The 15,173-nt window shown below is 33.8% G+C and carries 13 protein-coding genes and 1 pseudogene; all 14 read left to right on the top strand.

All coding sequences use genetic code 11. The annotated features are described in order from the left end of the window. Positions 1–4 precede the first annotated feature (4 nt). On the top strand, positions 5–547 hold the full coding sequence (locus JJL45_RS07050) for an acyltransferase (RefSeq protein WP_068603112.1): 543 nt from the start codon (positions 5–7) through the stop codon (positions 545–547). A gap of 2 nt (positions 548–549) precedes the next feature. Then, positions 550–1,836: an oligosaccharide flippase family protein gene (locus JJL45_RS07045; RefSeq protein ID WP_082935920.1), complete on the top strand. Its 1,287-nt coding sequence runs from the start codon at positions 550–552 to the stop codon at positions 1,834–1,836. After that, on the top strand, positions 1,821–3,089 hold the full coding sequence (locus JJL45_RS07040; protein ID WP_068603114.1) for an O-antigen polymerase: 1,269 nt from the start codon (positions 1,821–1,823) through the stop codon (positions 3,087–3,089). The genes JJL45_RS07045 and JJL45_RS07040 overlap by 16 nt, the downstream gene beginning before the upstream one ends. Then, on the top strand, positions 3,086–4,309 hold the full coding sequence (locus JJL45_RS07035; RefSeq protein ID WP_068603115.1) for a glycosyltransferase family 4 protein: 1,224 nt from the start codon (positions 3,086–3,088) through the stop codon (positions 4,307–4,309). The genes JJL45_RS07040 and JJL45_RS07035 overlap by 4 nt, the downstream gene beginning before the upstream one ends. A gap of 464 nt (positions 4,310–4,773) precedes the next feature. Next, positions 4,774–4,932 (top strand): annotated as a pseudogene (locus tag JJL45_RS16305) (DapH/DapD/GlmU-related protein); the annotation flags it as partial. Continuing rightward, positions 4,932–5,528 carry an acyltransferase gene (locus JJL45_RS07025; RefSeq protein WP_202664359.1) on the top strand — a complete coding sequence of 199 codons (597 nt, stop codon included), beginning with the start codon at positions 4,932–4,934 and terminating at the stop codon, positions 5,526–5,528. The pseudogene JJL45_RS16305 and the gene JJL45_RS07025, both read left to right, overlap by 1 nt. Continuing rightward, positions 5,525–6,688: a glycosyltransferase gene (locus JJL45_RS07020; protein ID WP_068603117.1), complete on the top strand. Its 1,164-nt coding sequence runs from the start codon at positions 5,525–5,527 to the stop codon at positions 6,686–6,688. Before JJL45_RS07025 ends, JJL45_RS07020 begins: the two co-directional genes overlap by 4 nt. Beyond that, entirely contained in the window at positions 6,689–7,240 is a 552-nt protein-coding gene (locus JJL45_RS07015; RefSeq protein ID WP_068603118.1) for a transferase, read from the top strand. It abuts the gene before it with no gap. After that, entirely contained in the window at positions 7,233–8,129 is an 897-nt protein-coding gene (locus tag JJL45_RS07010; protein WP_068603119.1) for a glycosyltransferase family 2 protein, read from the top strand. The genes JJL45_RS07015 and JJL45_RS07010 overlap by 8 nt, the downstream gene beginning before the upstream one ends. Positions 8,130–8,571: 442 nt before the next feature. Continuing rightward, positions 8,572–9,507 carry a UDP-glucuronic acid decarboxylase family protein gene (locus JJL45_RS07005; protein WP_068603120.1) on the top strand — a complete coding sequence of 312 codons (936 nt, stop codon included), beginning with the start codon at positions 8,572–8,574 and terminating at the stop codon, positions 9,505–9,507. A gap of 15 nt (positions 9,508–9,522) precedes the next feature. Beyond that, a complete protein-coding gene (locus JJL45_RS07000; protein WP_068603121.1) occupies positions 9,523–10,275 on the top strand; it encodes a glycosyltransferase family 2 protein in 753 nt (250 codons plus the stop codon). A gap of 186 nt (positions 10,276–10,461) precedes the next feature. Continuing rightward, positions 10,462–11,550, top strand: coding sequence for an MraY family glycosyltransferase (locus JJL45_RS06995; protein ID WP_082935921.1), 1,089 nt, complete (start codon positions 10,462–10,464; stop codon positions 11,548–11,550). Between the two features lie 24 nt (positions 11,551–11,574). Next, positions 11,575–12,357: a polysaccharide biosynthesis/export family protein gene (locus tag JJL45_RS06990; protein WP_068603123.1), complete on the top strand. Its 783-nt coding sequence runs from the start codon at positions 11,575–11,577 to the stop codon at positions 12,355–12,357. Positions 12,358–12,364: 7 nt separating this feature from the next. Continuing rightward, positions 12,365–14,728, top strand: a complete 2,364-nt coding sequence (locus JJL45_RS06985; protein ID WP_082935922.1) for a GumC family protein — start codon at positions 12,365–12,367, stop codon at positions 14,726–14,728. The last annotated feature ends 445 nt before the right edge of the window (positions 14,729–15,173 follow it).

The following is a 15,173-nucleotide window of genomic DNA, read 5'->3' as shown; positions in this document are numbered from 1 at the left end:
AAGTATGTATAATTTCATTAGATCATTTATTAGAAACGTTATTTCATCATTAGTTTTAATCAAAGGGAAACTCCAAAACCCTAGATTAGAAGTGGGAAAAAATAGTCGAATACAATGGAATGTTAAGTTTAAAGGATCAAATCCTATATCTTTTGGTAATAATGTTTCAATAAGAGACGGCGCTATTTTTATACCGTTAAATGGTTATATAAAATTTGGGAATAATTGTTCTGTAGGTGCATATAATGTTATAGACGGATCAGGAGGATTGGAGGTAGGTAACAATGTAAGAATTGGTCCCCATGTATGTATATACTCAGCCAATCATAAGTTTGAAAGCAAAGTTCAGCCTATATATAAACAGGGTTTAAAATTTGAGCAAGTAGTAATAAAAGACAATGTTTGGATAGGTGCTAATGTTACCATTCTAGCAGGTATTACTATTGAGAGTGGATCTGTGATAGCAGCAGGTAGCTTAGTCAATAAAGATATTGAAACAGATTCTATTGTTGCAGGAGTACCAGCCAAATTGATAAAAAAACGATAGACATGAGTACTGTTTTTAGCAAAAGAAATATTTCAGGTACTTTTTTTACCAATATGGTAATTCAGGTATTAACGGTTTTTCAGGGGATATTGGTATCAAGATTTTTAGGTCCTGTTGGTAAAGGAGCTTTTGAATCGATTATCCTCTGGCCAAATTTATTTGCTAGTCTCTCCAATTTTGGAACTAAGTCAGGAATTAGTATTTATGCAGCAAAAAGCAAATCAAAAGGTTTGATTAAGCCTGCTATATTGAGTGGTCTAATAACAGGAACACTAGGTGTATTAGTGTGCTATCTATTAGTGCCAATAATATTGGAAGGAACAGATATAGAACTTGTCAAGCTAACACAGTTTTTTAGTTTGTTTATCTTAGTTAATCATATGGCTAGTGCTATTTTGTCTATAGAACACGGTCAAGGAAATTTTAAAAAGTATAATTTCTTTAGGTTGATTTTAAACCCAATATATCTGCTGTCTCTTATTAGCTTAAAATTGTTGGGTAAGTTAACAATAGAGACATGTATATATGCTTTATTTTTTTCTAGTGCAATTGTATTGATATTGCGACTTATTGGAAATTTGAATTCATTTAAACTTAAGAGTCATGTTACAATTAAAAATATATTCAAAGTGAGTTTCTCTTTTGGTCTGGCAGATTTTTTAATGCCAATATATCAATATTTTGACAAAGCTTTATTGTTATTCCTTTTAGGGAGTACGCAATTAGGGTTTTATTCTGTTGCCTTAACAGCTGCTGGTGTACTGAGTGTAATCTCAGGTTCTATTGCCACTATTGCATTTACTCATTCTGCGCAAAATAAACATTCAAAAAAAGAAGTAATTAAATCAGTTCGATTAACGTTTTTAGCTTATGTTTTATTAGGTGTCCCTCTAGCGTTTTTATTACCGTACTTTATACCTTTTGTCTACGGATCTGCGTTTGAACCTTCCGTTTTACCTTCTATTATATTAATTTTTTCATCTTGTTTTCAAGGTCTTGGCTTAATTATAGAACAATCTATTAGAGGAGCTGGAAACCCCTATAAAGGCTTGATTTCTAGATTAGTATCAATTATTTTTATGGGGGTTTTGGGTGTTCTTTTATCAGATAGTTTAGGTCTAATTGGAGTGGCTTTAGCGTTTGTGGTTGCTCAATTTATGTTTTTAATATTAATGATAAAGAATTTTAAATATGAGGGCGGAGTTAGCCATTTTATTCCTGGAGTAGCTGATGTTAAATACCTTTTTAACAAGCTTAATTTAAAGCAAAATAAATGGAAATCTCAATAATCCTATTTGTACTTTTACTAATTCAATCAATTTATTTTATAGGTTGGTCGTTATTGAACTATGCAAGATTGCTTTCTTTCTTTTCTTTGTTTAATTTTTCCTTCGTAGGTATAGTGTTGGTTGGTTATTTAGGAGTAGTTTTTTACAATCCTAACCCTTTTAGTTACTCAACAATTTCTTGGAGCTTATTTTATGCAATAGCAATTCAGTTTTGTGCTTATAGAGGGTATGTTTCTAGGAACAACTACATCAACACTTCGTTATTTAATTTTGTTTTTAAAAGAAGCAAAGCTTCTAACAAAAATATATTTCGTTTAGGTTTGGTTTACTGTCTTTTAGGGTTTTATTTCTTTTATAAATACTATAGTCTACCTGAAGATATACTACTTAGGGAACATTCTGGGTTACCAGTCTTGTATTTAGTATTTGCAAAAATAGTTTATGTGGGTTACGCTTTAATTATGGTAACAGCATTAAAGTTAAATAAACGATTTATAAAAAGAATAGCAATTATTGTATTTGTAGGAATATTAGGTGTTTTATTATTTCGACTAAAAAGAACAGAAACCTTAATTTTTATCTGCTCTAATGTGTTTTTATTGTACTATATAAAAGGATATAAAATTAGCAGAAAACTACTTATTTTAGGCGGTGTAATCTTTTTCTTATTTGTTTTTTATATACGTGAACTAAGGGAGTCTATCAATGTTAATTTTATACATGGAAAGAAGATTAATATAGAAAGTGTTCAAGCGCAATTAGACCAAAGTTCATTTAGTGAAAAACTAATAGGAGCACCAGAACTTCGTTTCGCAATATCTCAAATTGAGGTTAGCAATAATAATCTAGATTTTTCATACGGAGCAATTCATTGGAATCGAATAATAAATTTATTCATACCGGGACAGATAGTTGGTAGAGGACTTAAAGAATCATTATTAATGTCAGAACCTAAATATGATATTTATAGATATTACGGACAAGAAACTTTTAGTACAGGATTAATGAATACTATATTAGCTGAGACATTCAAAGAGTTCTGGGTGTTTGGCGCATTATTTATTTATTTTCTTTTTAATTTTTTAAGAAAAATATCAGAAGAACTACTAAGAAGAAATGATACGTTTTATGTAGCTTTCGTTTCTATTGTAACTCCATATATTGTAGTGCTGTCAGGATCGGGTAGTGCATTATATATTGGAGGTAGTTTATTTTATTTCTTTTATCTCATTCCTCTAAGGTATTTAAAATGATAGTAACACAATTAACAGCAAGACGAGATTACGCAGTTCCTAAAATTCTTCATAACTACGGAGAACTTGATGTACTTTTTACCGATGCTTATTATAATCCCGATAAAATAAAAGTTTTTAATTTTTTGGACAGAGTGTTACCAAAAAATATAGTAGAAACCTACAAAAGATATAACCCACAGATTCCACATGAGAAAGTTTTTTATGATTGGAATTTAGCTTTAAAATTTAAGCTAGGAATGAGAACTTCCGATATTTATAAGAAATATCATTGCCAAATTACAGCTTATAAATGTTTAAATAATAAAGCGGTTAAATTCTTAAATGATTATAAAGGAGGCGTATATGGTTTTGATACCTCAAGTTTGGAATTGTTTGAATGGGCAAGAAAAAATGGAAATCAATGTATTTTAGATCAAAGTGTTGCACCACGTAAAAGTCAAATAGAAATGTATGAATCTTTTCAAACTTTGTATGGATTTGATGAAAAAGAAAATATAGAGTATTGTAAGCTGATGCTTGAACGAGAACAAAAGGAATGGGCTTTGGCTACCAAAGTTTTAGCACCTTCGAAATATGTGTACAATGAATTGCTGAAAAGTGGTTTGGACGAAAGTAAAATAAAGTTGGTCCCTTTTGGCTATGAATCCAATTTAACTCAAGAAGATTACACTAAAATTATCTCCAATAGAATTTCAAAAAGTCATAGTGAAATTAATATCATTTTTGTGGGAAATGCAGGGTATAGAAAAGGAGTAATGGAATTAATTGAAATGGCAAAAAGATTCCAAAACCAAAAAAATGTAAAATTTAATATGGCAGGTCAGGTTTCAGAAGAAATTTCTAAAATGATTTATAAATTGAATTTACCAAATTTAAAAATTTTAGGAAAATTGCCCAAAAGAGTATTGATGCATCAATATGAATCGTCAGACATTTTCTTTTTACCCTCTTTCCTTGAAGGGTCGGCTAGAGTGGTGTTCGAAGCTATGAGTTGGGGGTTACCTGTGCTAGTTTCTCACCAATCAGGAAGTGTCATTACAGATGACGAAGAAGGATTTTTATTTAATGCTGGTGATGTTGATATGATGGAATCAAAATTGAAAATTTTAATAACAAATCGCGACCTTCGTTTGACTATGGGAGAAAAGGCTATTAAAACTGTAAAACACTATGATTTAAATAGTTATGGCGATAATTTAATAAAAGCAATAAAATGAAAAACCATAGTTTTGTTTCAAAAGTAAAGGGGTCCATATGGTCTAAAATGAATAATTTCGGAATTCGATTGCCTTTTGCCTTAATATGGTATTTTACAAGATATATTAGACAAAAGTATTGGTTATTATTTTATAGATCAATAGGTAAATTTGGATTTAGGAAGATAGGAAAGAACGTAGCGATAGATGGTAGAGTGGAGTTTATTTGGCCATGTGCAGATATTAGAATTGCTAATAATGTGAGGATAGGTAAACGCTGTGTGTTTCAAGGTTCTCCTTCATCTGTTATTCAAATTTCAAAAAATGTAACGGTTAATGATGGTTGTTATATAACTTCTATGTTTAGCATAGAAATAGGAAAAGGTACTTCTATAGGCGAATATACGAGTATACGTGACTATAATCATAAATTTGATAACCCTTCAACTCCAATTAAAAATCAAGATTATTTCGGTTCAAAAATAGTTATCGAAGAAGATTGTTGGATTGGAAGAGGTTGTATAATACTTCCTGGGGTTACAATTGGAAAAGGTGCAGTAGTTGGAGCTAATTCTTTAGTAAATAAGGATGTCTCTCCATATACTATTGTAGGTGGGATACCTGCTAAATTTATTAAAAATAGGTGAAAAAAGAAACTAAGTTTGTAGATAAGGGAAATGATGTTATTAAGCGTCATGGCATTGGAGTTCAAAAATCACTATATATTTTGTTGTATTATATATTCGCTAAACACTTACCATCTCCTCCATTACCATTAAGTGGAATTGGAATGAAGTTAAGAGCTAGCTTGGCTAGAAAGATATTTTTGAAAACCTCAGCTAAATTTAAGGTCCACCAAGGGGTAGACTTTGGTACTGGTGTTAACATTCAGATAGGAAATAATTCTTCCTTCAATAAAAATGCTTGGGTGGCTAATGATACAATAATTGGTGATGATGTAATGATGGGGCCAAATGTATCTATTCTTTCAGGGAGTCATAACTTTGATAGAATAGATATTCCTATGACTCAGCAGGGCGCACCAATCAGAAGAGCTGTAATTATTGGATCGGATGTATGGATTGGTACACGTTCAATTATTTTACCGGGAGTTAGAGTGGGCAACCATTCTATAATTGCTGCTGGTAGTATAGTTACAAAAGATGTTCCAGAATGGGCAATAGTTGGAGGTAATCCTGCTAAAGTAATTAAGTATAGAAATACAGAATTAAAGTCATGAGCAAGAAAAAAGTAAAGGTAACTTTGTTAACTGCCGTTAATTCAAGAAATGCAGGAGGGTTGTTTAACAGTGTTAAAAGTCTAGGGTTTAGTTTAAAGGACAAGTTTAACCTATCCATTTTGTCGTATGACGATGAATATAGTAAAGAAGATATCGCAACATATAAAGGGTTAAGGGTTCAAAAATATAAGGTATTACCTTCAATGGGTTTAGGGTTGTCTTTTAATTTATATCGAAAATTACACATTGAATCTCCAAAAATCATTCACCAACAAGGTATATGGATGTTTTTTTCCTTTATAGCTAACAGGTATAAAAATAAAACAGGAGTAAAACAGGTTATAGCGCCTAGAGGGATGTTAGATCCATGGGCATTATCTAATTCAAATTGGAAAAAAAGAATGGTGGGGAGCTTGTTTGAAAACAGGAATTTAAGACAAGCAGATTGTATTCATGCCTTGTGTGAGTCTGAATATAGGTCCATAAGAAAATACGGACTAACAAACCCTGTAGCCATAATTCCAAATGGTTTTAATCTTAGAGAAGAACAGCATATAAGAAAAGAAAACAATAGTACTAAAACAATATTGTTTATAGGTCGCATTCATCCTAAAAAAGGATTGAAAGAGTTGATTCATGCATTAAACAAACTTAAAAATTCTTCTGAAATTAAAAACTGGAAGCTAAAAATAGCGGGGTGGTCACAAATGAATCATGAAGAAGAATTGAAAGAATTAGTTCGATTATATGGACTAAATAAAAGGATCGAATTTATAGGACCTATATTTGGTATTGAAAAGGTACGAGAATTAGAAAGTGCTGATGTATTTATATTACCATCTTTTAGTGAAGGATTACCAATGGCTGTTTTAGAAGCTTGGTCCTTTGGTTTACCCGCACTTATAACAGATGAATGCAATTTACCTGAAGGTTTTATGCAAAAAGCAGCTTATAGAATCACTACAGACCCTAAGTCTATGAGTGAACAAATATTAAACTTTTTTAAGTTAAGTGACGAAGAAAGGTCGATGATGGGTAATAGAGCATTGAACTTGCTTAAAAACCAATTCACGTGGGATATTGTTGGAGAAAAAACAAATCAAATGTATAATTGGCTTTTAGATAAAGCAGATAAACCAGAATTTGTTAAATTAGATTAAATGGCTGAAGTAGATTTATCGCAATATAAAAATGCTTTAGGAAGAGGGCATCAATTTAAACGTATGCTATGGCAAACTGTTTGGTTTCTTTTTGCTAGACCATTCCCACGAAGTATTGCTAGTTCATGGAAAATAATATTACTAAGAAGTTTTGGTGCCAAAATACATAAAACAGCTGTAGTTTATTCATCTGTTAAAATTTTCGCCCCTTGGAATTTAATCATGGAGGAATATGCGTGCCTAGCGCCTGAGGTAGATTGTTATAATGTGGATTTAATATCTATTGGAGCACATACTACGGTGTCTCAAAAAGCTTATTTGTGTACAGCCTCACATGACATTACAAAATCTAATAACCCTCTGATGACTGCACCAATAGTTATAAAAGATCAAGCCTGGATTGGAGCGGCGGCGTACATAGGAATGGGGGTTGTAGTTGGACAAGGATCTGTTGTAGGCGCTACTGCATCCGTTTATAAGGATGTAAGCTCTTGGCAAATAGTTGGAGGAAATCCTGCGAAACTTATTAAAAAAAGAGAATTAAATGACTAAGCAATCAATTACGGCCATTGTATTAACCTACAATGAAGAAATTCATTTAGAAAGGTGTTTGCAGTCGTTAAATAAGGTGTGTGAAAGAATCGTTGTTGTTGATTCATTTTCTACAGACAATACACTAGAGATTGCTCGTAGTAATGGAGCAGAGTTTTTTCAGAATACCTGGGTTAATTATGCAGTTCAATTTAATTGGGCCTTAGATAATTTAAAAGTTAATACAGATTGGGTACTTAGACTTGATGCTGATGAATATCTAAGTGAGTATCTTTTGAAGGAGTTAAAGAATAATTTATCTGAAGTTAAGAATGATGTGAATGGTATAACCTTCCCGCTTAGAAGAGTTTTTTTGAATAGAGAAATCAAGTTTGGCACAGGTAATATTCGTTTGTTAAGAATGTTCAGAACTGGAAAAGGACGTTCCGAAAACCGATGGATGGATGAGCATATAAATTTATTAGAAGGAAAAATTACAGAATTCCAAGGTTCTTTTTCTGATGACAACTTAAATAATCTAAGTTGGTGGACACAAAAACATATAGGTTATGCTATCCGTGAAGCTATAGATTTACTAGATATTGAATTAAGTTTATTAAGTAAGTCTAAAAAAGAGACGTTGGATACTCAAGCCTTACAAAAAAGGAATTTGAAACATAAATATGTAAAACAACCTTTGTTTTTAAGGGCTTTTATATACTTTTTATACCGTTATATCTTTAAATTAGGATTTCTTGAAGGGAAAGAAGGTTTTTTGTGGCATTTTTTACAAGGTTGGTGGTATAGAACTTTGGTAGATGCAAAAGTATATGAGATAAAAAAGGTTTGTGGCGATGATGTGCATAAAATAAAAGCACATTTAAAAGAACACTATCAAATAGAACTGTAAGATAATATATAAAAATTACACTATTCACGGTGACCTACAAAAGTAAAGTTTCTATAACACTCTGCATTCAATCAGTTTTAGAGCAAGACTACCTCATATCAAACACCTCATTATTGAAATAGCAGATGTGACAATAAAAAACATTATATAACATAAAGATTATTAAGGCTTAGAACACTATATTTCTAGACACATTGCCTATTCCTCTGGGCAAACCTACCTCTACCTTACCTAAAAAAAGAAAGGACATGCAATGAACGCTAGAACAACGAATAAAATACGGTTTACTAACAACCGGCCTACTTCCCTTTTTATATTTTTAGGGAACTTATCTTTTTAAGTTAGGCACTTTTAACCATATAACTGGAGTGCATTTTGCTAGATCCAAAGAGTATTTGTTTTTTCAAATTCAAACTAAAATAACAGAATTACAACGTAGAAAATGAAACGAATTTTAATAACAGGAGGCGCTGGTTTTGTAGGCTCACATTTATGCGAACGCTTATTAAACGAAGGAAATGATGTCATTTGTTTGGACAACTATTTTACAGGAAATAAAGAAAATGTAGTTCACCTACTAAACAATCCTTTTTTTGAACTGGTACGTCACGACATTACCGAACCTTATTATGCCGAGGTAGATGAGATTTATAATATGGCCTGTCCTGCCTCTCCAGTGCACTACCAATACAACCCTATTAAAACCATAAAAACCTCTGTGATGGGTGCTATTAACACTTTAGGCTTAGCCAAACGTGTGAAAGCAAAAATATTACAAGCTTCCACTTCGGAGGTCTATGGCGATCCTGCGGTTCACCCCCAACCCGAAAGCTACTGGGGCAATGTCAACCCAATTGGTATCCGCTCTTGCTATGATGAAGGCAAACGTTGTGCCGAAACCTTATTTATGGATTACCACAGCCAGAACGATGTGGCCATAAAAATTATAAGAATATTTAATACCTATGGCCCACGAATGAACCCTAACGATGGTCGTGTGGTTTCTAATTTTATCATGCAGGCTTTAAAAGGCGAAGACATCACCATTTTTGGCGATGGCACACAAACCAGGAGCTTTCAATATGTGGATGACTTGGTAGAGGGTACCATTAGAATGATGAATGCCGACCCTAAATTCTTAGGCCCCGTAAACTTAGGAAATCCTAATGAGTTTACCATGCTGGAATTAGCTGAAGCCGTTATACGACTCACGAACTCCAAGTCGAAACCCATTTTTATGCCATTACCTCAAGATGACCCTAAACAACGCCAGCCAGACATCAACCTGGCCAAAGAAAAATTAAGCGGTTGGAAGCCTGAAATTGAACTGGAAGAAGGCCTCACCAAAACTATAAAATACTTTGAAACCAAATTGTAAATGGCTTAAATCTCCATGAAAATAACCCTAATTACAGCGACATACAATAGCGAGACTTCGATAAAAACCTGTATCGAATCGGTTTTAAGCCAAGATTACCCAGAAGTAGAACATCTTATTATTGATGGTGTTTCTACTGATAGCACCCTTAACATCGTAAAAGATTTTCTAAAAAAACATGACCATATCACATTAATTTCAGAACCTGACCAAGGGATATATGACGCTTTAAATAAAGGGATTTCTAAGGCTACTGGAGAAGTGATTGGTTTTGTACATTCGGATGATTTTTTGGCTTCAGAAAATGTTTTAAGTGAAATAGCTTCACAATTTGAAAAGAAAAAATGCGACGGCGTTTATGGTGATTTGGAATATGTAGATAAACAAAATACCAACAAAATCATGCGTTATTGGAAAAGTTGCCCCTTTACCCTTAAACTCTTAAAAAAAGGTTGGATGCCGGCCCACCCTACCCTATTTTTAAAGCAGGAAATTTATAAAAAACATGGTATATTTGACCAAAATTTTAAAATCGCGGCTGACTATGATTTTATTTTACGCATCTTTAAAGACCAGCAGTTAAATTTCATTTATTTACCCATGGTAATAACAAAAATGCGTACTGGAGGAGCGAGCAATAGAAGTCTAAAAAATGTGATAACCAAATCTAAAGAAGATTATAAAGCGCTTAATAAGAATCAAATTGGAGGGTGGTCTACTTTATTCATTAAAAATGTTTCAAAATTAAGCCAATTTTATAAAAAATAATTAGAAAGTCCGTAATCAATCATAAACTATAGTGTCAACCTGAACTCCTGCCTGCCGACAGGCACGGTGTTTCAGGTTCTCACAATAAATTATTCATATTAACAAGTTTTATGAGATGCTGAAACAAGTTCAACATGACGGAAAAAATAAGACTATGCCAACAATTGGACTATCAGAAAAAATAATATGCTTACAAATATTTTAACCAATCCTATTATATTAACCCTCATTTGCTGTTTCGGCTCCTTTGGCTTGGTGAATTACCTGATTCCTAGGATCATTTTTATGGTGAACCACCACAACCTCAGTGAACAGCCGGGGCATAGAAGCTCCCATACCCGAGCTACCCCAACCATGGGTGGTCTTGCTTTTTTTGTGGCACTTATTCTTAACCTATTTCTTTTTAAACAGTTAGATATTGACGAAATTGGTTTAAACTTAGCTGCGGCTCTTACTTTAGTATTTATCATAGGATTAAAGGATGATTTGGCGGTTTCTACACCTAGAGCACGCATTTTAGTAGAAATTATAGCGATTTTCATCATTTTTTTCCATCCAGGATTTCACAGTTTATCGTTTGATGGTTTTCTAGGGATATACAAGGCCCCACAATTGCTTATTGATATCCTCCATATTTTAATCATTTTAACTATCATTAATGCTTACAATTTAATTGATGGCGTCGATGGCCTTGCCTCAGCCATAGGTATTAGTGTGTTTTCCATGCTAGCTCTAATGTTTTACAAAATTGATTTACATTTCTATTTTATTTTAGCCCTCACCCTTATTAGCATGCTTTTGGCATTTTTAAAATATAATTTTTCACACCAACGTAAAATTTTCATGGGCGATACCGGCTCTTTAATTATAGGCTTTTGTATTGCATTTTTATGTTTGCGTTTTTTAACGGTAGACAGCCTATTATATAATTACTTTGCCTTTAAACCAGAAAACAAATTGTTTATCATTACTGGCGTATTGGCGGTGCCTTTTTTCGACATGCTCCGGGTTATAGGGGTACGTTTATTACAAGGTCATAGCCCGTTTACTGCCGATAGAAATCATGTGCACCACATCTTACTAGATTTAGGGATGCCTCATTATAAAATCGCGGTTATTTTAGGTGGCCTAAATTATGTTTTAGCCATACTAATCATTTACCTTTCTGCTCAATTTAGTAGCTTGGGTATGATGGCCATGCTCCTTGTAATTTTTCTTTTATTTTTAAGTGTTTTTTATAAACTCAAAACACAAATTCCAATCAAACAAAATTAAAATCCCTTAACCAAAAGTTCTACAATGATAAAAGCAATACCTTTTAGCTTCTCAAAATTTATTTTCATATTAGGCTTAGCAATAGTATTAGGTGCCTGTGCTTCTAGAGAAAGCGTACAGTACTTTCAAAAAATTGACTATACCAAGCTAAGCGACTCCATAGCCCATACCGAACCTGAAATACAAGTGGGTGACCTTCTAAATATTACCATTACGGCTACCAACGCTGAAGCGGCCATACCCTTTAACTTGTATGAAACCCCCATCATTGCGAATTCTATGAATATGAATGCCGCTAGACCGCTCCCCTATTTGGTGGATACCGATGGAAATATTAACTTTCCTGTTTTGGGGCAACTTCATATCGCTGGAAATACGACCAAAGAATTAAATACGCTTTTAAAAGAACAACTAAGCAGTTACATCCAAGATCCTGTTATAAATATTCGTTTCACCAATTTTAGAGTATCTGTATTGGGGGAAGTAAACCGTCCTGGGACATTTCCAGTCACCAACGAACACCTATCGATTATAGAGGCTATTACGCTAGCAGGTGATTTAACTATTTATGGTAAACGTGATGAAGTGCTTTTAATACGTATGGAAAATGGCACAAAAAAATACATTCCCCTGGATCTTACACAAAAAACTATTTTAGATTCACCTTATTTTTACGTGAAACAAAACGATATTATTTATATCAACCCCAATAAAACCAAGGTCAACGCATCCGTTGTAGGCCCAAACACTAGTGTTATTCTCTCATCCCTATCCATATTACTAACCGTAATAGGTTTACTTATTTAGTCGTATTATGCAGCATCAGAATCTAGAAAACCCTACAAGTTTTATGTTTGTAGACGAAGAAACCACCAACATACGCCAAGAAATTGAAAAATACCTCTTTCACTGGAAATGGTTTGCCCTTGGCATAATAATAGCCTTAATCGGGGCTTTTATTTACTTACGCTATACTCCCAATGTATACGAAACCTCAACCACCATTCTAATTGAAGACGAATCTAGTGGCGGACTTCCTAGTGAATTGGCCGTTTTTGAAGAGCTAGGCATAGGAGGAAACAAAAAGAATATTGAAAATGAGATTACTATTCTTAAGTCCCGTAACCTCCTAGAGCGCGTAATTAAAAACTTAGACTTTAATGTGGCCTATTTTAAAGAAGGCCAAGTACGAAGTTCAGAAGAGCTTGCCAGTGCGTTACCCTTTAAAATAAACTTTCTAAAAAAGGACTCTATTTTTTACACCCAAGAAACCGAATTTAAAATTGAAGCCCTATCGCCTACACAATTTAAATTAACCCCGATTAGTACGGAACATAGTAAAACTTATAATTTTGGAGACAATATTATTTTGGATGGCATTGATTTTATCGTCACTCCAAATAGTACATCAAACAACATGGATGCTAGTCATGAGTATACTGTAAAAATTATATCGTTAAAAAAAGTTACCGAAGGCCTTAGAAGCGCCATTCAAGTAAACCTACTTAATAAAAACGCCACCGTTCTTGAGTTAAAACTACAAAGCACTTTAAAGGAAAAGGCCCAATATATTCTAGATGAATTGGTACGTCAATACAATGAAGATGCCGTAGAGTACAAAAGTTTAATTGGTAAAAACACCAACACCTTTATTACCGAGCGTTTGGAGCTCATTAAGGAAGACTTAATGGAAGTTGATAAAACCGCCGAAATTTTTAAAACCACCAACAAACTTAGTGACATTCCTACAGAAACCGGAATTGTTTTAGAAACCAACTCGGAAGTCGAAAAGCAAATCATCGATCTAAACACCCAACTTAAAATGGTCGATTTTGTTCAAAACCTATTGGCATCCAATACAGAAGCCTTAATCCCTCAAAATTTAGGGTTAAATGCCTCCGATGTGAGTGCCAACAGTTCTAAATATAATGAAATGCTTTTAGAGCGTACACGTATCGCTAAAAGTTCGGGTAAAAACAACCCCGTAATCATAAACTTAGATACCCAATTAGAACAAATTAGAGGAAGTATTAGTCAGAGTTTAGATAACTTAAAGACCCAATTAAACATTGCTTTAAAAGATGCTATGGTACAGGAACAGCGCATGTCGGCACGGATTACATCGGTGCCTAAACAAGAGCGTGAATACCGAGACATCCAAAGGCAACAGCAAATTATTGAAACCCTTTACTTGTTTTTATTACAAAAAAGAGAAGAAAATGCCATTTCTCTAGCGGTAACCGTACCTAATTCTAAGCTTATTGACAAAGCAGAAAGCAGTACCCTGCCGGTAAGTCCGAAACGTAAAATAATCTACCTTGGTGCACTTATTTTAGGGCTAATTGTTCCTTTCGCCATCGTCTACATCCGTAATCTTTTAGATAATAAAATACACACCCAAAAAGAACTTGAAGAACTGGTTAAAGCTCCTTTTGTTGGTGATGTGCCTATCACAGTAAAACAAGATCGCATGCTAAACAAAGACGATCGAGGCAGTCAGGCAGAGGCTTTTAGAATGTTAAGAACCAATTTAAATTTTCTACTTGGCAATACGGGAGATGAAGGACAAATCATTTTCGTTACGTCTACCATTCCTGGAGAAGGTAAAACCTTTATTTCTATTAACTTGGCAACTGTTTATGCTATGACTAATAAAAAAGTATTGCTTATTGGTGCCGATATTCGTAAACCTAAATTTATAGAATACCTAAACATTGAAACAGCTAAACTGGGACTTACCGAGTACTTAGCCGACACAACCATAGAACCTCAAGATATTATTTCTCATCAAAAATGGGGCTTTGATGTGATTCAATCAGGGACCATCCCACCTAACCCGGCCGAGTTATTAATGAATGGCCGATTAGATGAATTATTAGCCTATGGTAAAGCAAACTACGACTTTATTATCGTAGATACGGCACCTATTAATGCCGTAACCGACACTATGCAAATTGCCTCTAAAGCTGACTTGTTTTTATATGTGGTAAGAGCCAATTACCTTGATAAGCGACTACTAGATATTCCAAAACATATACATAATGAAAAACGCGTACAAAACATGGCCTTAGTCATGAATGGCACAGATCCTAAAAAAGGATATGGCTACGGATATGGCGGCTACGGCTACGGGGAAGCCGAAGAAACTAAAAAACCTTGGTGGAAATTTAGAAGCTAGTTTTCTAAATTAGTTTCCCTTCTTAATAAAACACCCTTTGAAGATTTTAATTGGCTTCAGAGGGTGTTTTGTTTTTAGGAGGATTGGTAACGGTTAATATGTGGTAATAGTTACTAATAAAACTAATTGTATAAACATAGAGCAGTGCCTTGTCACCTAATAAGGGGACAACAGGGGTGTTCGTGTTAAGCATCCCTACCCCCCATAATCCCCTCTAGGGGATAATAACACAAGCTTTCAATTCAAGTCCTGTCTAAAATTGGTAAAGATTCCCTAAAATTCAACATATAGATCCTTCAGTCGTTCATCCTTTTGGATGACATACCCGAATAAGTTCCCTATTAACTTAAACGCTCAAAAAATAGAACATAGTACTGTCCCCGAAAAAGGGGACCTCAGGGGTGTTCGTGTTAAGCATCCCTAAAAAACACCCCATAATCCCCTC

The sequence above is a fragment of the Tamlana sp. s12 genome, from assembly GCF_016767215.1.
Classification (GTDB): Bacteria; Bacteroidota; Bacteroidia; order Flavobacteriales; family Flavobacteriaceae; genus Pseudotamlana; species Pseudotamlana agarivorans.
This window is presented reverse-complemented; position numbering and strand designations above follow the sequence as displayed.